The following is a 20,218-nucleotide window of genomic DNA, read 5'->3' as shown; positions in this document are numbered from 1 at the left end:
TTTATTACACATTAAACCTAAAATGCATCACATCGCCATCCTTAACAATATATTCTTTTCCTTCTACTTTGAATTTTCCTGCTTCTTTGGCTTTTGCCTCTGAACCGTATTGCACATAATCGTCATAAGAAATCACTTCTGCACGGATAAATCCTTTTTCGAAATCGGTATGAATCACTCCAGCGGCTTGGGGAGCGGTTGCACCAATATTGATGGTCCAAGCTCTAACTTCCTTCACTCCAGCTGTAAAATACGTTTGTTGTTTCAATAATTTATAAGCTGCACGAATTAAAACCGAAGCTCCTGGCTCGGTCAATCCCATATCTTCAAGGAAAATCTGACGTTCTTCGTAGCTTTCTAATTCTGTAATATCAGCTTCGGCTCCAACAGAAAGAATGATCACTTCAGCATCCTCATCTTTTACCAATTCACGAACCTGATCCACATAAGCGTTTCCGTTTACGGCTGAATTTTCATCAACATTGCAAACATATAAAACGGGTTTTGCGGTAATCAATTGGAAGGATTCCATCAAAACTTCTTCGTCATTGTTTTGTGGTGTGATTGTTCTGGCAGATTTCGCCTGCAATAAAGCTTCACGGATTCTGTTCAGCAATCCTTGTTCTACTTGGGCTTCTTTATTTCCGGTTTTAGCGGCACGGTTCACTTTTTCAAGACGCTTGTCCACTGTTTCAAGATCTTTCAATTGCAATTCGATGTCAATCGTTTCCTTGTCGCGGATTGGGTTTACGTTTCCATCAACGTGAACGATATTGTCATTGTCAAAACAACGCAAAACGTGAATGATTGCATTACATTCTCTGATATTTCCAAGAAATTGATTCCCTAAACCTTCACCTTTACTAGCTCCTTTTACCAATCCTGCAATATCTACGATATCTACAGTCGCCATCTGAACGCGTTCTGGCTTCACCAATTCTTCCAACTTATTGATTCTTGGATCCGGAACGTTCACCACTCCGATATTAGGTTCAATTGTACAAAATGGAAAATTCGCACTCTGTGCTTTTGCATTAGACAAACAATTGAATAATGTTGACTTTCCTACATTTGGCAATCCTACAATTCCTGCTTTCATTTTATTTCTTATTTTAAAAGTGTGCAAATATAAACTTTATATCGCAATTTGGCTTCAATAATTCAGATGTGTATCTTATAATATTTTGATATAATAAGATAACTAGATTTCAAAGGAATAGCACTAAATTTGTAATTATAATACTAAAAACAAAAATTATGAAAACAATATTTTTAATGGCTGGAGTTCTTTTATTTTCAATAAATACCCAGGCCCAAAACAAGAACGTTACGGATGTTACTAAAACAACGGTTACAACAGTAAAAGATTCTGACGGTGAAAAACAAGTTGTAAAGCAACAAGAAGTACAGACTACTCAAAACATAGAGCTTCAAAATGCCGAATCTAAAGCCTTGAACAAGGATATGAAACAAACTCCGGTAGAAGTTGTTTCAAAAACAACTGTAACGAATCCGGACGGAACTACAAGAACTGTAGATGTTGATCGATCTGCCTATTATGATTATAATGGAAAAAACTATCAATTAAAATTGGATCCAGCAGGATATGCTATTATCTCCCCAGAAAATAAACAAGTTGGGGTTTTGAGAGCAACTTCTACAAATAGTTATATTTATAGAGGAAAAAATTCAACATCAATTGGATATTTTGACACAAGCGGTAACTTGGTAGTTGAAACGTACGACGATAAATCAGATAAGGTTACTATAGAAACCTATAAGCGTTCTCAACAATAACTGAAATACAAAATCAAAAAAAATCCTGAATTAATAGTTCAGGATTTTTTTATTTATAATTTTCCGATCGCTTCAATAATGCTTTTTTCTTCATCAGTTGGAACCAAACCTGAATCATTCCAATATTCTGTGAGAATTGTGTTCTTCCTGTTAAAGAGGTTCTTGTCCTTGAAAACATCACTTTCATCAAATAAGAAATTTTTAGTGCTGAACTGGGTTGTAACAAAATAATTCCGAACTTCAACATCAGTCACCTTTTTTTTATCTATCCTTTCAAATGCAATTTCCTCTTTGGAAGTCAACAAATAATAATGATTTCCATCAATTCTGTATATAGTTTTAAACAATGACTTGTAAATATTTTTTGCTCCTCTGCTGTTTTTTTCTTTGATTTTAGAGAGGGTTGCCTGAGAAACAAATGAACTTACCTCAACAATCATCTTCTTGTTAGGATCATAAATTATAGTGTAGTCATCCAATAATCCTTTTGCATTTTCGGTCGGACTCGCTGTTAATAGATAATAATCCTTGTTAGCGGAATATATCTTGATCGCAAAATCATACTCTTTAAGTGCTTTTGATTCCAAAAGAGGCTCTAGGTATTTGAAATTATAGTAATTCTCCATGATGTTATTGAAGTTATACCCCAAAAGATTTTCGGTAATTTCCTGCTCCACCAATCCATAAGATCTATTTTGCTCTACCAATATATTCGACTTAAAATTATTGGCTTTACTAAAAATTTGAAAGTTCATCAACCCATCTGTATAATACGAATAATTGCCATTTAGCTTAAAAAATTCACGCGAATATACCTTCAACCTAGCTGGAACATTTAGCTTGGCAATAGAATTTTTGATCAAATCTTTAAGGATTTTTTGTGGATGTTTCCGACTTACTACGATTTCATCCAAATCATTCAAATTGCTTTTAAGGTAAATCGTATATTGCTTTTCCGTTAGGATTGAGGACTTTAAAGTAATTTTGTCATAGGCAGTATGAGTAACTGTAATATTGGTAGTCCCTTTCAAGTCGAAAGTTACCACACCATTAGAATTGCTAAGTAGAGATTGTTTGGTCCTAACGATATAAACCGTAGCATCTACAATAGGAAGATTAGTATCGGCATCTTTTAAAATGAGCTCCCTTTCGACCGTTTGCGACCAAATTATTGAAGAAAAAAGCAAAAAAAACAGCAGGGTAATTTTGTTCATTATGGATTTGTTTTAACAAATTTAACAAAATTACTTTATGCTGATGGCTTTTTTTGAAAGAAAATTCTATTTTATTTTACAAAACCAAGTTGAAAATGAAACGATTAGAGAAGAAGCCCTGATTTTATTCGTTGTGCAAGAATGCTTGCCTGTTTAAAAGCGTTTCGTCACTTTCAACATGGTTATCATCTGGAACACAACAATCCACTGGACAAACAGCAGCACATTGAGGTTCATCATGAAAACCTTTGCATTCGGTGCATTTGCCAGGAACAATATAATAGATATCGTCAGAAATAGGAGTTTGTGCTTCGTCAGAATCTACTTCGGTTCCGTCTGGAAGGATGATTTTTCCTCTCAACTTGGTTCCGTCCTTGTAGCGCCAATCGTCAGCTCCTTCGTAAATCGCTGTGTTTGGACATTCCGGTTCGCAAGCACCGCAATTGATGCACTCGTCTGTTATTATGATTGCCATAGCTAATTTTAGATTTTAGATTTTAGATTTAGGAGTTAAGTCACTAATTGTAGAAATTCGGAGTTTAGATTGGTTTTGCCATCTAAAATCAGAATTCTAAAATCTAAAATCTTATTTTTGTTGCAAAATTACATCCAAAACAATTCATAAGCAAATCAATATGACTTTAGAACATAAAAAAAATATTTTCGTCGAACTTGGAAAATTCCTAGGTCAATTTTCTGAAAATGATAGCCAAAGAGGCGAAAACGTTTTGCATAACGATTTGTTTTTTGATAAATTCCTGGATTTGATCCATCTTTCGCAATCGCATAACGGATGGTACACACCTGAACAGGTATTTTTTGCTGTAAATTCTTGGGCCGAAGCCCTAACAAAAGAAAACCTCGACCAATGGCTCTCTGAATATGATTTATCCAATATAGCACCTAAAACGGTAGGTTTGATTTTGGCCGGAAATATTCCGCTGGTTGGATTCCACGATTTCTTGTCGGTGTTGATTTCCGGACACAATGTTTTGGTAAAAACCTCATCAAACGATCAACTGTTATTGCCTTTCCTTGCAAAATATTTAATTTCGGTCGAGCCGAAGTTGGAATCGAAAATCACTTTCGTAGAAGGAAAACTCGAAAATTTTGATGCAGTGATTGCAACCGGAAGCAACAATACAGCCCGTTATTTCGAATATTATTTCAAGGAAAAACCTTCCATCATTCGCAAAAGCAGAAACTCTGTTGCGATTTTAGACGGAACTGAAAGCAAAGAAGATATGATTGCCTTGGGAGAAGACATCTTCCGTTATTTTGGTTTGGGATGCCGAAATGTTTCCAAATTGTTTGTTCCAAAAGGCTATAACTTTGATGCCTTTTTTGGCGGTGTTTTTCCGTATCAGGACATCATAAAATACGAAAGATACGCCAACAATTATGATTACAACAAAGCCGTTTTCCTGATGAGCAATTTCAAATTGCTCGACAATGAATTCTTGACCATCAAGGAAGACACGAGCTATGCCTCTCCTATTTCAAGCGTTTTCTATGAGTTCTATGAAGACTTGGAAAGCCTAAAAAATCGACTGGAAGCTGATAACGAGCAAATTCAGTGCATTGTTTCAAAAGGAATTGTTGAAAATAGCATTCCGTTTGGAAAAACGCAAAGGCCTGAACTTTGGGATTATGCCGATAATGTGGATACAATTGCATTTTTGAAGAGCATCTAAAACAATCGCATTTAAACTTTCATCTAGTACAACAATGGGCAGAAACAACGAAAAGAACATCAAGAAACACAACGACAAGTTGCACAAAGCCCAGGCAAAAGCAAAAGAGGCTGAAGTTTTACGCAAGGAAAAACTGGCTTCGATCATGAAGAAGTTTAACGAAACGAAAGAATAAAATGCCTGTAACGAATTGCTATTGTGGTAGCGGAAAAGTGTTTGCCACTTGTTGTGAACCATATCTTAATAGTGCTGAAAAAGCACCAACTGCCGAAGCTTTGATCGATCTAGATACAGTGCCTATTGTGTTCAAGCCACAGATTATTTGGTGGCTACCACCCACTCTTCTACAAGGAAATTCCATAAAAAGGAGGACATCATGGCATGGTCTAGAAGCAACCAATGGTTAAAGCTTGAAGTATTGAATGCAACAGAAACTGTGGTAGAATTCAAGGCTTATTTTTTGGATGAAAGACTAAAAGCAAACGTACACCACGAGAAATCTACTTTTGTGAAGGAAGATGGGGAATGGTTTTATGTGGATGGGGTGTTTTATTGATTGTTCTTTATTATTGTTTATTGCTATTGCTTATTGTTTATAGCATTAACTCCGACAGAGTTTTGAACTCTGTCGGAGTTATAAAACGTTAAGTTAAATGATTTCCATCATAGCCCTGACTGGAGGGAAAATCCTTTTTTCAATTGCCTTGGGTTTTAACCCAAGGCAATTGAAAAAAGATTTGGAAGGAAGGCAGGAACAAGGATTCCCAAAATGCCCGAGCGATTCGCTTCTAATGATTGCTACTATCTTCTTGAAACCTTATCTTTCTTCAATCGATCCAACATAAAAAGCAACCCGAGGAATGCCATTCCTGCTGAGGAATATAAAATTAAGGGTACTCGGGTGATGATGTCGTGGTAGAACCAGCCTGCCAATAAAGCTCCGAGACCGATTCCAGCTTCGAGGGCGATGTACATCGTGGCCATGGCTTTTCCTCGGTGGTCGGGATGGCTCATGTCTACGGTCCAAGCGTTTAGGGCTGGCGAGAGTACGCCAGTTGCAATTCCGTAGGCAACGGAACCGCAAAGAAATCCTGCGAAAGTGTCGGCGAAACCTAGGATGAAGAGTGCTATGACGAGGAGGAACAATCCTATGGTGATGACGCGGGTTCGACCGTATTTGTCGGAGGCTCTTCCTGCAAGGAAACGCATCAGGAGTGACGAAATGGTAAAGACGATGAAGAAAAGGCCTTTGTTGGATATTCCGAGGTGCTGTGTCCAATCGGGGATCAGAGTCAGGATGGTTCCGTAGGCAATATAGGACATGAAGGTGATGAAGGCGGCCGGAAGGACTTCGACAGCAATGATATCCTTTCGGGAGATTTTGAGCAGTGACAGGCTGAAACGTTGTTTTTCCTTTAGGGTTTCCTTCATGTTCATTAAAATCAGGATCGAAAGCAGGGCAAAAGCCGAGGAAATATAGAAAAGGATGTCTATTGAATAATATAAAGTTACCGTACTCCCGATGGCTGGGCCGATGGCCATTCCGATACTGAAACAGAGTCCGTGGAAACCGAGTGCTTCGCCCCAACGCTCTTGCGGAATAATATCGGCCACATAGGCAGCGGTTGCAGTTGGCTTGAAGCCTGTTGAAAATCCGTGGAGTAATCTTAAAAATAAAAATCCGGCGACACTTCCTAGAACGGGATAGAGGAATCCGCATAGAAAACACACGAATGAGCCAAAGGCCATTACGGGAACCCGCCCTAAAGTATCGGTCAACCTTCCGCTGAAAGGTCTTGAGATTCCTGCCGTTAGCGTGAAAAGTGCGATGATAAAACCTTTGTATTCGGCTCCTCCCATACTGCTCAAATAGGACGGCAGTTCGGGAATGAGCATGTTGAAACTGGCGGAAAACAGCAATGAACTCAAACAAACAAGTGCAAACTGCAGGTTGTAAATGGGATGTGGCGGTTTTGTCATCTTAAATTTGGGGAACGAAAATGAAGGGACATTTTTCGGCTGCAAAAATAAGCGATAGACTTGAATTAATTTGTTTTTTTTTGCAGTTTAATGATTTTGATAAGGATAAAAAAGACGCGATTTTCACGGATTTTCATTAATTGATTTGTAAATATTTATGACTATAAAAATTTTATTTAGGTTTAATAGGAACAAATAAAAACAGACACGAATTTCACTAATTTACACGAATCATTTGATAGCGATTAGCGGAAATTCGTGAAATTCGTGTCTTAAAAACTTTAATCTATTGGTGTAACACCTCAGTTAAAAGAACTCCTGAATGCCAAAGGCGAAACATTGGTCTTGCTTTTGAATAATTTACTAAACGATTGTGGATGTTCAAAACCGAGGCTGAAGGCAATTTCTCCAACCGATAAAGAAGTTGTAGTGAGTATTTCCTTTGCCTTTTCGATCAATTTGCCGTGGATGTGCTGTTGTGCATTTTGCCCCGTGAGGTTTCGAAGCATATCACTCAAATAATTCGAAGATATATTCAATTGTTCTGCGAGATATTGAACTGTTGGAAGTCCGAACTGCTGTACTTTATCTCCATTGAAATAATCAGTAAGAATTTCTTCGAGTTGTATCAATAGATCGCTGTTGATTGTTTTTCGGGTAATGAATTGGCGGTTGTAAAACCTATTGCAGTAATTAAGCAACAGCTCGGTATGCGAAACAATCACGTCCTGACTGAAGGAATCAATTACCGAACGGTATTCCTTTTCGATATCCTTCATAATTCTGGTGATCATGGCTTCTTCTTTTTCGGAGAGATGCAAAGCTTCGTTGGTTGCATAGGAAAAGTAGCCGAAATTCTTGATGTTTTTTCCTAGTGTATAATTACGTATAAAATCAGGATGCAGAATCAGCCAGTAGCCGTTCAGGGCCAAATCCTCATCTACCACAGTAGAAATTACTTGTCCTGGCGAAAAGAAAGTCATTGTTCCTTCGTCAAAATCATAGTAGCTCTGACCGTATTTCATGGTTCCCTTAAAATTCTTTTTGATGCAGATGGAATAAAAATTATACACAACACTCTTATAATTATCATCAAAATGACATCTAATATCTTCCATATTAATGACACTTACCAACGGATGTTCTGGTTTTGGAAGTTCCAAGACACGATGCAGATCGGAGATGGACTCGAAAACGTAGGGTGAGCTATTTGTTTTTTTCATGACGATCTATTTTAGAAGGGAAAAGCCATCTGTAAAGATAGCCTTTCCTTTTTAATTTGCTATTGGTCGATTCCCTGCATGTTGGCAGCGTCGTATCGGTCGCCGGTTGATGTTCCCAATGGCACAATGCTATCCAATCTTTCCAATTCTTCGGAACTCAATTGAATGTTTGCTCCAGCGATATTTTCCTCAACATATTTCACACGCTTTGTTCCCGGAATTGGCAGATACCCTTTTGAAGCCACCCACGAAATGGCGAGTTGGGAAGTTGTGACGTTTTTAGCATCGGCCAATTGATTGATTTCTTTCAATAATTCGATGTTCTTGTAGAAATTATCGCCTTGAAAACGTGGAATATTCTTCCTGAAATCATCATCGGCAAAATCATCTGGAGATTGGATTTCTCCGTTGAAAAATCCTCTTGATAAAGGCGAATAAGCAACAAATCCGATTCCGAGTTCTTCCAATGTTTTCAAGATTCCGGCTTCTTCGACTGTTCTTTCAAATAATGAATATTCGGTTTGAACGGCTGTCAGCGGATGAATCGCATGGGCTTTTTTTATGGTAGAAGATGAAACTTCGGATAGGCCGATGTAGCCTACTTTTCCTTCCTTTACCAAATCGGCCATGGCCTGAACGGTTTCTTCAATTGGCGTGTTGGGGTCTAAACGATGCAAATAATAAAGGTCGATGAAATCGGTTCCCAAGTTTTTTAGCGAACGTTCTACGGCTTTTTTCACGTAGTCTTTCTTTCCGTTGAAATTCCAAGTCAGTTGTTCGCTATCGTCAATTTCATAGCCGAATTTTGTAGCAATAACATAGTCGTTCCGGTTTCCTTTTATGGCTTTGGCAATTAACCTTTCGTTTTGTAAAGGTCCATACAAATCGGCCGTGTCAAGAAAATTTCCGCCCAATTCAAGCGAACGATGAATCGTGGCAATGGCTTGTTTTTCATCGGCTTGACCGTAAACATCCATTCCTGCAATCTGGGTCATGCCCATGCAACCTAGTCCGATGTTAGGAACAACCAGTCCTTGGCTTCCTAAATGTATTCTTTTGATACTCATAACAATTGATTTGTGATTTACTATGGCAAAGTTCTAGGATTACTAGTTTCAAAAAGTAGCCTAAATGAGAATTGTTGTAGTCAAAATGAGGAAAATAGTATTTCACTCGGAAAGGCAAGTTTGTGAACACCTATTCTCCACATCAAAAAAATACTACCTTTAAAACCTAATAAATCTCCTATTCCATTTTTATGTATCGTATTAAAAATCTTCAAACAGCTCTATTGTTGGCAGTTTCAACTTTTTCGTTTTCGCAGGAAGCAAAATGGACGAACTTGTTGGATAAAAATCTTTCGCAATGGGAAATGTACCTCAGCTATCGGCATAAGCCTGATTATAAAGGAGAAATTCCTGTTGATGAAAAGGGAAAGAAGATAGAACCCATTGGCTACAATAAAAACGAAGCTAATGTTTTTTCGATGATCGAAGAAAACAAGGAACCTGTTTTGAGGGTTAGTGGTGAAATTTACGGCTGTGTTTTTACGAAGCAGGAATATGAAAACTACCATTTGAAACTGCAAGTGAAATGGGGCGAGAAAAAATGGATGCCCAGAACCGATAAGTTGCGTGATACAGGAATTTTGTATCATTCTGTTGGCGAATGCGGCATAGATTATTGGAGGGCTTGGATGCTATCGCAGGAATTGCAAATCATGGAAGGCCATATTGGCGATTATTGGAACATTGCCAATTCAGCCATAGATGTGAGGGCTTTTATTCCGGAAGGAATTATGAATCCGGTTGCAAATGAAAATCAACCCTTCTTACCAATTGCCGCAGGAACCGGAATTGATGGTTTTTGTTTGAGGAGTGAAAACCACGAAAGCAAAGCAGGAGAATGGACAACCGTGGAGCTGATTTGTTTTGGCGATAAAAGCCTGCACATCGTGAACGGAAAAGTGGTGATGGTTTTGCAAAATTCCCGCTATATAGAAAACGGAACATCACATCCTCTTTCTAAAGGAAAAATTCAGTTGCAGAGCGAAGGTGCCGAGGCTTTTTTTAAGCATGTAAAGATTAGAAAACTCAGCGAATTGCCACAAGAATATAAAAAATATTTCGGAAAAATTTAAAAGCTTGTCCTTATGATAGACTGATCGTGATGGTCTTATTTTCAAAATCAATTGCAAATAAATTTGGATCTTTGTATCCTGGAACGCTTTTCTTGATATCGAGTCCTTTTGAATACAAACTCAAAGACTGGGTGCCAAACTTCAAATGCACATTATATTCGGTAAATCCATATTTATCTACAAATGCTTTCAATAACACTTCTCTATTTTCTATTACGTATTCTCGACTGTAATTATATCCAGATCCAAATATAGTCACCTCCTTGCACCAATGTTTTGTCCTTTCCTTTGGGCGAAGTTGTTCATAAAATTTACAAATTCTATACTCTAAAAACTCCAAAAACTCTTGGTCGATTTCTTTTTTAATTTTAGTCATTGTTTTAAAACCTTAATTCGGGGACGATATAGTTATAAAATTATATTTTTTTACTAGGGGAAAACGAAATTATAAAAAATAAATCAAACATCTGACAGAAAATAAATATAAAAAATAGCAATTGAATAAAATTCAAACGTTTACTGTTTTTACTGATTTATTATCAAGAGTAAATCTATTTTTTAGGAAATCTGTCCTTTAATGAAACAAAAAAAGCGATCTCTCTCCATTGAAAAAAAAATTACCTATCTAAAGCCCTAATTACTGGTTTAATTTAATACTTTCTTCCAAAATCTTATAGCATGTCCATTAGGAATTAGCAGTACATTTACGCAAACAAAAATCTCATGTATAAATTTGCTATCCTACTCTTATTGGTTGTAATCCTATCCAGTTGTGGCACTACAAAAGCAAACCGTATAGACGATTATGTTTTCAAGAAGAAAACGGAAAAGGCCGAATACATTAAATCCTATAACAATGCATTAAAACTTTGGAAAGTTCCCTTTAAGGAAGAGGACATACAAACAACTTCCGGAACCGCACACATAATTATTGCTGGTCCAAAAGATGCTGAACCATTAGTGTTGCTTCACGGAATGGATGCCAGCTCCACAATGTGGTATCCAAACATCGAAGCATTCTCAAAAAACCATCGTGTTTATGCCATCGATTTTTTGATGGAACCTGGAAAGTCAGTTGCTTCAAATGATCGTTTGAATACCGAGGAAGTTGCCAGTTGGTACAACCAAATTTTCCAGTATTATAAATTAAAGAAGTTTAAGGTGGTTGGTGCATCCCGTGGTGGTTGGATTGCAACATTATTGGCCACTCAAGAAAACAGCGGTATTTCAAAACTGGTTTTGTTAAGTCCGGCTCAAACCTTTGAATCCATCGACAAGAAAGGGGAAGCGATGCCGGCCTTGATGTTGAAATTGTTTCCCAATGAGAAAAAATTAAAACGAACCTTGGATGCTTTTGCCTTTTATCCACAGAAGATTGACACAATCTATAAAAAACAATTCTATCTGGCCAACAAATATGCAAAAAGCAATACGAGCATGTTGCAGATGCAACCTTTTTCGAAAGAGGATTTGCAGAAAATCAACATTCCTGTTTTGGTTTTGATTGGCGATCATGATGTAATCAACTCTGAAGACAGCTTGGAAAAAGCAACCGAATTGATCCCGAAAAGCAAAACCGAAAAAATAAAAGATGCCGGACATTTCCTGACTATTGATCAAGCGAAATTGGTCAATAAAATGGTGGTTGATTTTCTGGATTAGATCAATATAGCCTCCAGAAGTTTTTTAAACCAGTGTCAATAAATAACCAATCAACGAACCGCCCAAAACTACAAAAGCACTGTTCAATTTCCTGTATCCAAATGCGATTGCTATACTTAAAAGGGCAATCAAAACTGTTCGCCAATCTGTAATAGTATCCTTCCCCATTTCATAGCAAATCGCGATTATAATCGCTATTGATGCAACGTTTACAGCATCCAGAAAAGCCGAAAAAAGTGTAGAGTTTCGCATTTTCTTTACCAAAGGGTTGAGCAATGCCACAAACACAAATGAAGGTAAGAATATGGCAATTGTCGAAACGATTGCACCAGAAAGTCCATTGATTTGATAACCAATAAAAGTTACAGAAGAGAAAACAGGTCCGGGTGTGAATTGTCCAACAGCAATGGCATCAATCAATTGTTGTCTTGACAGAAGCCCTGTCGAAACCAATTCGGTGTCCAGAAAAGCAAACAAAACATAACCGCTTCCGTAGAGTATTGCACCAATTTTTAGAAAAATCCAAAACAGGTTGGCATTGGTTGCTGCAAGAAATGCCGCGTTCGGGATTTGCAATAGCGTTAAAGGCAGAAAACTGTTCATCCTATTTTGCTTATTGTTTTTTGCATAAGCCAAAAGCAAGGCAGCAATTCCGGCTCCAAACATCAAATAGATTTCGTAGATGTTAAGCAAGGAACCTATCAAAACCAAAAGTCCGATAATGATTAGTGCAGCTGATTTCAAAGATTTTTTCGCCAGAGGAAAAATGGCACTTAAAATTATAGCTATTATAGCCGGTTTTATTCCGTAAATAAAAGGTTGCACTTCGGGAAGTTGTCCATACTGTTTGTAGAGATAGGCAAAAACTCCTGTAATAAAAACGGCGGGTAGAATAAAACAAAGCCCTGCAACAATCAAACCTTTCCAGCCCCCTTTTTCGTGTCCGATGTGGATGGCCATTTCCGTGCTGTTTGGTCCCGGAATCAGGTTTGTAGCACCAATCAAATCCAAAAAATGTTGGTCGGTGAGCCAGTTTCTTTTCCTCACCACTTCGTCCTGCATCATTGCAATATGTGCGGCAGGACCACCAAAACCGATAATTCCAAGTTTAAGGAAAACTTTGGCAATTTCTTTTAGGTTTGCTTTATGCTCCATTTTTAGAAAACGTTTTGTCCATCGACCAATATCCACCGCCTTTAATCAATAAAAAAACACTCCCCAAAAGCATTGCCCAGTCGGTTCTGCTTCCGTGCATCATTTCCCAAAAACCTTTTTCGGCTAGAACTTCTGATTTGGTTGTTGTAATGGCTACAAGCATAATGATGATGAGTGGGATACTTGCAAGCCTTGTTAAAAGCCCTAGGAGGATTAATGTGCCGCAAGCAATTTCGAAAGCACCAACAAAACTTCCCAAAAATTCAGGCGAAGGCAACCCTATTTTTTCAAATCTTCCTGCTCCAAGTGTGTCAGTAAATAGAAATTTCTGAATTCCTTCGGAAAGAAATACAGCTCCAACCATAAGTCTAATTAAAATTGTCGTTTTGGAATTGTCTGTATTTACTATACGATTCTTCATTTTTTTTGTTTGATTTTTATACCGAGACGATCATAAAGTGTTGCAAAACGGTTTTTCTTTGACCGACTATTATGGATCCGAGCGAATTGAATTCTATTTGCTAATATAGAATTTCTTCGTGAAAATTAAACATCAAATTACCGAAAAGTCCGCGATTGCGGTTACCGGAAGTTATGGATAGTAATTATTTTGTCCATCTTAAATAAGTAGTAAATTCACCATTCGCACAATAAATAACTAACGAGTCATTTTTTGCTTTTTTAATCAAGCCCATTTGTTCTGAATCGGGGAAATAAATTTTAATTTTGTTAGTATTTATTTCATATGGCATGTGTCCATTTCCATCATAGTCTACGACATAAAAATAGCTTTCAGTCAATTCAAAATCAGCATGCGGACCACTTAAGTCTTCTGCCCAAATTCCAAGAATATCTTTCATCGGAAAAGCAGGATTAGTAATTGTACTGTTGTGTATTTCAACTAAATTTTGTTTTTCAGTATTGACCTCTTGCTTTTTCATTTCTTGCTTTTTACAAGAATTAAAAAAAATAAGAAGTAGTAGAAAAATTAATCTTCTTTTTATCACGTTTCTTTGAATTATTGACCATAAAGCTTTGGGGGTGTAGCTGTCAGTCACAGTTTAGAGCAAATTGAGATCTCTCTTTCGAAGATAAACTTCTTTCGTGAATAACATGTCTATTTATTGAAAACTCCGCAATTGTGTTTACAAGCTGTTTTAGGACGCTATTGACCGATTACAACTCCTACTATTTGCGAAACCTCTATCATCCCAATATATCTCGAATCCTCTGAATTATGCCTATTTTCACCAATGACAAATACTTTATTTTTAGGAATTATGAGGGGGCCAAAATTGTCTTCATTCCAGTCCTTTCCGTACAACTTTTTAATAGTTTTATCTGTAATTCCAGATTTTCTAATTTGTCTTTGAGCCTTCCAATCATATTTCTCAGCTATAATATCTTCAATCATTACAGTTACAGAATCCTTCCCTGATGGAAATGCATAAAACTGATCGCTTATATTTTCTTTCTTTTTAATATCGAGATAATCTGATTTTGAGATTTTATAGAAATGTATTAAATTATTTCCTTTATCAATATTTATATTATTGACGGAGACAATTCCATCTACAATTTTTAAAGTATCATTTTCTTTAGCAACAAGCTTATGAATACGCAACTCATCACCATTTATTTCACTGTTATAACTATATGCAACAAAATCATTATGTTTTGGAATTTTAGATTTTGAAAGTGTTATTCGAGAATTTAATCGCAAAGTAGGTTCATTTGCAATTGTTGAGTTTTTAAATGCTTTTGTATCATTTTGACAATTGATGTTTGTTAATAAAAGGAAAAATGATACAATAATAATTATTGGTTTTAATCTCATAATCGGTCTGTTGATTTATAATGTCCCACAACGTTTCGGGGCCTTGCGTTCGGGCGGGAAATTGAAGCACAAAAGCTGGTTTATTACTAAATTTCAATTGAAAAACTGCTGTTGAATTTTGCACTTCAGCCTGCCTGACGCAAAACCCTTGTTAGCTGATGTTTATTTTTTCTATTTGTATTTTTTTGTTGTCAATTATAAATGTAAAATATTTTTCGGTGTTTTCGGTTAAGTCTACATTTCCATAATGTAATTGTCTGTGATGATTTGCACAAACTGTCATTAAGTTTGTTATACTTAAAACTCCTGTTTTTGCTGTCGAAACTGGTTCTATGTGATGAGTTTCTATGTAAGTGTCTCCGTTCTGTTTGATGAATGAATTTGTTGGATTTCCTAATGCTTCGCAAACGGAACACTTATAGTTATTTAATTTCTTTACTTTGTTTGAAATTGCTCCACGTTCAATGTAATTTGAAATACGTTGTTTGATTTCGGGTTGTTGTCCTTTCATCTTTTTTTCAAGTTTCTCAATGTCTTTTAGCGTGTCAGCTGTTGTGTCGCCTATGATGCCAATAAAATCTTGAAGGTCAAATTCTTCTTTTGTAAGCTTTTCAAGTAAAGGAAATTTCTCAACAAAATTTTTCAGTTTATTATTGCTTGGATTTAAGGATAATGCAAGTTTTATTAAGTTGTAAACATTGTCAGAGTTAAGGTAATTAAATCCTTGTTGTGATATTTTTTTTCCATCTGGTAAGAAGTTTTGGACTGAAACAATGTCGTTGTTAATTACGATTGGATTTTGAAAGTAAATAATGTCTTCTGGAAATGCCTTTATATTTCCACTGTCATAGGTTTTATAAAGTTCGTGTTTTGAATTGCGAGTAAACCACTCTCTAAAAACAGGAAAACCGTAAAAACCAATGATTGTTTTTCGATTAGAATTTTTGTAGTCGCTACTTGTAAAAAATACTACTTGAACATTTCTTGAATTATTTACGTCAGGAGGTCTGTTAAACATTGGCGTATAACCAATGTAATAGCCGTCATCTTCTGCTGGAAATTTGTCGTGTCCGAAATTTAGGCTTTCGTGCATATGAGCATTGTCTTTTACATAGTCATATTTTGACGTTTTCAAGTCCTCGTTGGACGGATGGTCTGCCCAATTATTACTGTTCCAAGAAATCGAAGAAAGTATTCCGTAATTTAAGATTGTCTTTTGTTCTGTGTCCATTAAGCGTTGTCGGTTTTAAATATCAGCTAACGTGTCGCCGGTAAGCGAATTCGCGATGCCAGCGGACTGAGTTTTCTCTGCCAAGATAAAACATTCTTCGTGAAAAACAAACGTTCAATTTACCGAAAACCAGCGTAATTCGCTTACCGGCTGTTGTGCGATGTTATTCTTCATTAAGATTAATTATTTCAAAATCATCTGACATTGAAATAACACTGACACAATCATTTTGACCTAAAATTAAATATTCTTTTCTGTATTCATTTTCGTGATAACCTTCGACAAAACCATTCCTAGTTTTTTCTAAATCAAACCAACCGCCTTTTTCTATTATCCAAACCCATCCTGGAACTCGAATATTATTATTCCAGAATTCTAATAAGTCACCTTCATCAAGAACTCTAAAACCATTTAAATTTTTAAAAATAAAATAAACAGGTTTTTCTAAATCGGGAAAATGTAAAGTAATTTTCAGAGTCCATAAATCGTAGATAACACTTGAAATTTCAGGAATGCTATTAGTGATAATAGAAAAATCTACTTGTTTAATAATCGGAGTTTCTATTTTTGAATTATCCATGTTTCTGAATAGTTTTTATAATATCACACAACTTATTTATACCTGAAACAAACATTCGCATATCACCCAAAAAATGGCTGTATAGGCGAATGTTTATTCCTTTTTATTTTCAAATATAAAAATTAAATTCTTACAAAACATCAAACGGAGTTTACAAAAAAAAGACCCATCTTTCGAAAGGTCTTTTTGGGATTTTATAATTTGCTTTTGGTAATTTGCCTCCGGCCTACATATTCCTTCTATACTGTCCACCAACTTCAAACAACGAAGAAGTAATCTCTCCTAACGAACAAATCTTAGTAGCCTCCATCAATTGTGCAAAGATATTTTTATTGTTGATGGCAACATCTTGGATAATCGAAAGCTGTTGTTCGGTTTCATCTGCATAAAATTTATGAAGATTGTCGAGCATCGTGATTTGGAATTGCTTCTCCTCTTCTGTTGCACGAATCACTTCCGCAGGGATAACCGTTGGCGAACCTTTAGAACTCAAGAATGTATTTACACCGATAATCGGGAATTCGCCTGTGTGTTTCAGCATTTCATAATACATGCTTTCCTCTTGAATTTTCGAACGTTGGTACATCGTTTCCATCGCACCAAGCACTCCTCCTCTTTCGGTAATTCTGTCGAATTCTAACAAAACGGCTTCTTCCACCAAATCCGTCAGTTCTTCAATGATGAACGAACCTTGAATTGGGTTTTCATTTTTCGCCAAACCTAGTTCCTTATTGATAATCAACTGAATGGCCATTGCACGACGAACCGATTCTTCCGTTGGAGTCGTAATTGCTTCATCATAAGCATTAGTATGCAACGAGTTACAATTATCATAAATTGCATACAAAGCCTGCAAAGTCGTACGGATATCATTAAAATCAATCTCTTGAGCGTGTAACGAACGACCTGAAGTTTGAATATGATATTTCAACATCTGGGCTCTTTCGTTAGCTCCGTATTTATTTTTCAAGGCTTTCGACCAGATTTTTCTGGCTACACGACCAATCACAGCATATTCAGGATCGATTCCGTTTGAAAAGAAGAACGATAAGTTTGGCCCGAAATCATTGATGTCCATTCCACGGCTCAGATAATATTCCACATAAGTGAAACCATTTGCCAAGGTAAAGGCCAATTGCGTGATTGGATTGGCTCCAGCTTCGGCAATATGATAACCTGAAATCGAAACCGAATAGAAGTTTCTAATGTTGTTCGTAATAAAATATTCCTGAACGTCACCCATCAATCTCAGGGCAAATTCTGTTGAGAAAATACAAGTGTTCTGAGCCTGATCTTCTTTTAAAATATCAGCCTGAACCGTTCCACGAACTTGCGAAAGTGTTCTCACTTTGATTTGTTCGTAAACGTCTTTTGGTAACACCAAATCTCCCGTAACACCCAAAAGCATCAAACCTAAACCGTTATTACTTTCTGGAAGATCTCCGTTGTAACGAGGTCGTTCTAGGCCTTTTTTCTTGTAAATCTCTTCGATAATAGCTTCCACTTCATCTTCAAGATTATTTTCCTTGATGTAAATTTCGCACTGCTGATCGATTGCCGCATTCATAAAGAACCCAAGCAACATTGGAGCTGGACCGTTAATGGTCATACTCACAGAAGTCAGCGGATGTGCCAAATTGAAACCAGAATATAATTTTTTCGCATCATCCAAACAGCAAATCGAAACTCCGGCATTACCGATTTTTCCATAGATATCCGGACGTAAATGCGGATCATTTCCATATAAAGTCACACTGTCAAAAGCGGTTGACAAACGTTTTGCAGGCAAACCAGCACTAACATAATGGAAACGCTTGTTGGTTCTTTCGGGTCCACCTTCACCAGCAAACATCCTTGATGGATCTTCGCCTTCACGCTTAAACGGATACAATCCAGACGTAAACGGAAATTCTCCAGGAACATTTTCCTGCAAATTCCATTTCAAGATATCACCCCAAGCTTCATATTTCGGCAAAGCAACCTTAGGAATTTGCGAATGCGATAACGATTCAGTGTGGGTTGCAATCTTGATTTCCTTGTCACGTACTTTAAACGTATAGACAGGATTTTTGTATTTGTTTACTTTTTCGTCCCAGGTCAGGATAATTTCCCAATTGTAAGGATCCAAATCCATCTTCACTTTATCGAATTGGTTCAAAAGTAAATTCAGGAAGATTCTGTTTTCGTCTTCTTCAGTTACACTTTTATAAACCGACTCATCGTTGATTCCTGTTTTAGTAATCTCAGGTTTTTTACCCGAAACTGATTCGATGGTTTTGAAGATTCCGTATAATTTTTGAGCTACTTGCTGTTGTGTTAAAGCAGTTGCATCGTATTTTCTGTTGTTTTCGGCAATTTCAGAAAGATAACGTGTTCTGTGAGGCGGAATCACGAAGATTTTCTCGCTCATTTCACGCGTGATTTGAAAGGTAGAAACCAAATCAGATTCGGTTTTTTCTACAATCTTATCCATAATTGCCTTGTAAAGCGTGTTCATTCCCGGATCGTTGAACTGCGAAGCAATTGTCCCGAAAACTGGCAAATCATCTGGATTTGCATCCCAAAGATTGTGGTTTCTTTGAAATTGTTTCTTCACATCTCGCAAGGCATCCAATGAACCTCTCTTGTCGAATTTATTAATCGCAACCAAATCAGCAAAATCAAGCATATCGATTTTTTCCAACTGTGTTGCGGCACCAAATTCCGGCGTCATTACATATAAAGAAACATCAGAATGGTCCATGATTTCGGTATCCGATTGACCGATTCCTGAAGTTTCTAGGATGATGATATCGTATTTTGCTGCTTTTAAAACCTGAATGGCTTCGGCAACATATTTTGACAAGGCCAAATTCGACTGACGTGTTGCCAACGATCTCATGTAAACACGAGGATTGTTGATGGCGTTCATTCGGATTCTGTCTCCCAATAAAGCACCACCTGTTTTTCTTTTCGATGGATCGACAGAAATCAATCCGATTGTTTTTTCTGGAAAATCTATTAAAAATCTTCGAACCAATTCATCAACCAAAGAAGATTTTCCTGCTCCACCTGTTCCTGTAATTCCAAGAACTGGAATCTTGCTGGTTTCGTTTTGCTTGTGAATCGTATCAAAAGTTTCCTTGGCAATTTCTGGAAAATTTTCTGCAGAAGAAATCAAACGTGCAATTGCCGTTGGATTTTTGTCTTCCAAATGATTGATTTCACCATTTAATTTATCACCAATTGGGTAATCTGATTTCTGAACCAAATCATTGATCATTCCTTGCAAACCTAATTCACGTCCATCATCTGGAGCATAAATTCTTGTAATTCCGTAATCTTGTAATTCCTTGATTTCGTCCGGAAGAATTACACCTCCGCCTCCGCCAAAAATCTTGATATGCCCGGCTCCTTTTTCATGAAGCAAGTCATACATATATTTGAAATATTCATTGTGGCCTCCTTGATAGGAAGTCATTGCGATTGCATTTGCATCTTCTTGGATGGCCGTATTCACCACTTCTTCCACACTTCTGTCGTGACCCAAATGGATTACTTCCACACCCGTTGACTGGATGATTCTTCGCATTATGTTGATGGCAGCATCGTGTCCGTCAAAAAGAGCTGCAGCAGTTACAATTCTTACTTTATTTTTAGGAATATAAGGTTTTGCTTGTTCCATATTAAAATATCTGTCGATTTTAGGGTCGCAATTTACGATTT

General features: G+C 36.9%; 22 protein-coding genes. 8 read left to right on the top strand and 14 right to left on the bottom strand.

Annotation, left to right across the window (positions count from 1 at the left end):
• Window positions 1-4: 4 nt before the first annotated feature.
• Entirely contained in the window at window positions 5-1,099 is a 1,095-nt protein-coding gene (gene ychF / locus J2X31_RS08690; RefSeq protein ID WP_310026052.1) for a redox-regulated ATPase YchF, read from the bottom strand.
• A 158-nt stretch (window positions 1,100-1,257) separates the two neighbouring features.
• Here ychF and J2X31_RS08685 point away from each other — a divergent pair, with 158 nt between their 5' ends.
• The gene (locus J2X31_RS08685) at window positions 1,258-1,797 is read left to right on the top strand and encodes a hypothetical protein (RefSeq protein ID WP_310026051.1); all 540 of its coding nucleotides are present in this window, start codon (window positions 1,258-1,260) and stop codon (window positions 1,795-1,797) included.
• Window positions 1,798-1,850: 53 nt separating this feature from the next.
• Here J2X31_RS08685 and J2X31_RS08680 read toward each other — a convergent pair whose 3' ends face one another.
• Together J2X31_RS08680 and J2X31_RS08675 are read right to left on the bottom strand one after the other, a co-directional pair.
• Window positions 1,851-3,011: a peptidase associated/transthyretin-like domain-containing protein gene (locus J2X31_RS08680; RefSeq protein ID WP_310026050.1), complete on the bottom strand. Its 1,161-nt coding sequence runs from the start codon at window positions 3,009-3,011 to the stop codon at window positions 1,851-1,853.
• 124 nt (window positions 3,012-3,135) lie between these two features.
• Window positions 3,136-3,486, bottom strand: coding sequence for a 4Fe-4S dicluster domain-containing protein (locus J2X31_RS08675; protein ID WP_310026048.1), 351 nt, complete (start codon window positions 3,484-3,486; stop codon window positions 3,136-3,138).
• 160 nt (window positions 3,487-3,646) lie between these two features.
• Between J2X31_RS08675 and J2X31_RS08670 the strand changes: the two genes are divergently transcribed.
• The 5 genes from J2X31_RS08670 (at window position 3,647) to J2X31_RS08655 (ending at window position 5,550) form a co-directional block, all read left to right on the top strand.
• A complete protein-coding gene (locus tag J2X31_RS08670) occupies window positions 3,647-4,705 on the top strand; it encodes an acyl-CoA reductase (RefSeq protein WP_310026046.1) in 1,059 nt (352 codons plus the stop codon).
• Between the two features lie 34 nt (window positions 4,706-4,739).
• A complete protein-coding gene (locus J2X31_RS08665) occupies window positions 4,740-4,880 on the top strand; it encodes a hypothetical protein (RefSeq protein WP_310026044.1) in 141 nt (46 codons plus the stop codon).
• Window position 4,881: 1 nt separating this feature from the next.
• Entirely contained in the window at window positions 4,882-5,112 is a 231-nt protein-coding gene (locus J2X31_RS18240) for an SEC-C metal-binding domain-containing protein (protein ID WP_374725218.1), read from the top strand.
• On the top strand, window positions 5,031-5,261 hold the full coding sequence (locus tag J2X31_RS08660; RefSeq protein ID WP_310026042.1) for a YchJ family protein: 231 nt from the start codon (window positions 5,031-5,033) through the stop codon (window positions 5,259-5,261). Before J2X31_RS18240 ends, J2X31_RS08660 begins: the two co-directional genes overlap by 82 nt.
• Window positions 5,262-5,358: 97 nt before the next feature.
• Window positions 5,359-5,550, top strand: a complete 192-nt coding sequence (locus tag J2X31_RS08655; RefSeq protein WP_310026041.1) for a hypothetical protein — start codon at window positions 5,359-5,361, stop codon at window positions 5,548-5,550.
• On the opposite strand, the gene J2X31_RS08650 is transcribed toward J2X31_RS08655, so the two are convergent.
• The 3 genes from J2X31_RS08650 to J2X31_RS08640 all read right to left on the bottom strand — a co-directional run bounded on the left by J2X31_RS08650 (window position 5,507) and on the right by J2X31_RS08640 (window position 8,975).
• Complete coding sequence (locus tag J2X31_RS08650; protein WP_310026040.1) at window positions 5,507-6,685, bottom strand: MFS transporter; 1,179 nt, start codon at window positions 6,683-6,685, stop codon at window positions 5,507-5,509. The two genes, J2X31_RS08655 and J2X31_RS08650, sit on opposite strands and share 44 nt — an antisense overlap.
• 302 nt (window positions 6,686-6,987) lie before the next feature.
• Window positions 6,988-7,908, bottom strand: a complete 921-nt coding sequence (locus tag J2X31_RS08645) for a helix-turn-helix domain-containing protein (RefSeq protein WP_310026039.1) — start codon at window positions 7,906-7,908, stop codon at window positions 6,988-6,990.
• A 59-nt stretch (window positions 7,909-7,967) separates the two neighbouring features.
• Window positions 7,968-8,975 (bottom strand): aldo/keto reductase, encoded by a 1,008-nt coding sequence (locus tag J2X31_RS08640; RefSeq protein WP_310026038.1) that lies wholly within the window; start codon window positions 8,973-8,975, stop codon window positions 7,968-7,970.
• A gap of 191 nt (window positions 8,976-9,166) precedes the next feature.
• Here J2X31_RS08640 and J2X31_RS08635 point away from each other — a divergent pair, with 191 nt between their 5' ends.
• Window positions 9,167-10,048, top strand: coding sequence for a 3-keto-disaccharide hydrolase (locus J2X31_RS08635; protein ID WP_310026037.1), 882 nt, complete (start codon window positions 9,167-9,169; stop codon window positions 10,046-10,048).
• A gap of 10 nt (window positions 10,049-10,058) precedes the next feature.
• Here the strand turns inward: J2X31_RS08635 and J2X31_RS08630 are convergent, their stop codons facing one another.
• Window positions 10,059-10,424: a hypothetical protein gene (locus tag J2X31_RS08630; RefSeq protein ID WP_310026035.1), complete on the bottom strand. Its 366-nt coding sequence runs from the start codon at window positions 10,422-10,424 to the stop codon at window positions 10,059-10,061.
• Window positions 10,425-10,771: 347 nt separating this feature from the next.
• On the opposite strand from J2X31_RS08630, the gene J2X31_RS08625 reads away from it, so the two are divergent.
• On the top strand, window positions 10,772-11,710 hold the full coding sequence (locus tag J2X31_RS08625) for an alpha/beta fold hydrolase (RefSeq protein WP_310026033.1): 939 nt from the start codon (window positions 10,772-10,774) through the stop codon (window positions 11,708-11,710).
• A gap of 24 nt (window positions 11,711-11,734) precedes the next feature.
• Here J2X31_RS08625 and chrA read toward each other — a convergent pair whose 3' ends face one another.
• The 7 genes from chrA to J2X31_RS08590 all read right to left on the bottom strand — a co-directional run bounded on the left by chrA (window position 11,735) and on the right by J2X31_RS08590 (window position 20,177).
• Window positions 11,735-12,865 (bottom strand): chromate efflux transporter, encoded by a 1,131-nt coding sequence (gene chrA / locus J2X31_RS08620; RefSeq protein WP_310026032.1) that lies wholly within the window; start codon window positions 12,863-12,865, stop codon window positions 11,735-11,737.
• Complete coding sequence (locus J2X31_RS08615) at window positions 12,855-13,286, bottom strand: DoxX family protein (RefSeq protein ID WP_310026030.1); 432 nt, start codon at window positions 13,284-13,286, stop codon at window positions 12,855-12,857. Before J2X31_RS08615 ends, chrA begins: the two co-directional genes overlap by 11 nt.
• Window positions 13,287-13,470: 184 nt before the next feature.
• A complete protein-coding gene (locus J2X31_RS08610) occupies window positions 13,471-13,806 on the bottom strand; it encodes a hypothetical protein (RefSeq protein ID WP_310026028.1) in 336 nt (111 codons plus the stop codon).
• Between the two features lie 224 nt (window positions 13,807-14,030).
• Window positions 14,031-14,702 carry a signal peptidase I gene (gene lepB / locus J2X31_RS08605; protein ID WP_310026026.1) on the bottom strand — a complete coding sequence of 224 codons (672 nt, stop codon included), beginning with the start codon at window positions 14,700-14,702 and terminating at the stop codon, window positions 14,031-14,033.
• A gap of 151 nt (window positions 14,703-14,853) precedes the next feature.
• Window positions 14,854-15,933 (bottom strand): HNH endonuclease, encoded by a 1,080-nt coding sequence (locus tag J2X31_RS08600; RefSeq protein WP_310026025.1) that lies wholly within the window; start codon window positions 15,931-15,933, stop codon window positions 14,854-14,856.
• Window positions 15,934-16,096: 163 nt separating this feature from the next.
• Window positions 16,097-16,513, bottom strand: a complete 417-nt coding sequence (locus J2X31_RS08595; RefSeq protein WP_310026023.1) for a hypothetical protein — start codon at window positions 16,511-16,513, stop codon at window positions 16,097-16,099.
• Between the two features lie 226 nt (window positions 16,514-16,739).
• Window positions 16,740-20,177 carry a methylmalonyl-CoA mutase family protein gene (locus tag J2X31_RS08590; protein WP_310026021.1) on the bottom strand — a complete coding sequence of 1,146 codons (3,438 nt, stop codon included), beginning with the start codon at window positions 20,175-20,177 and terminating at the stop codon, window positions 16,740-16,742.
• Between the last annotated feature and the right edge of the window lie 41 nt (window positions 20,178-20,218).

The sequence above is a fragment of the Flavobacterium arsenatis genome (assembly GCF_031456785.1).
In the GTDB taxonomy this organism is placed as follows: Bacteria; Bacteroidota; Bacteroidia; order Flavobacteriales; family Flavobacteriaceae; genus Flavobacterium; species Flavobacterium arsenatis.
Note: the sequence above shows the minus strand (reverse complement) of the source record. Positions and strands in the feature narration are given on the sequence as shown.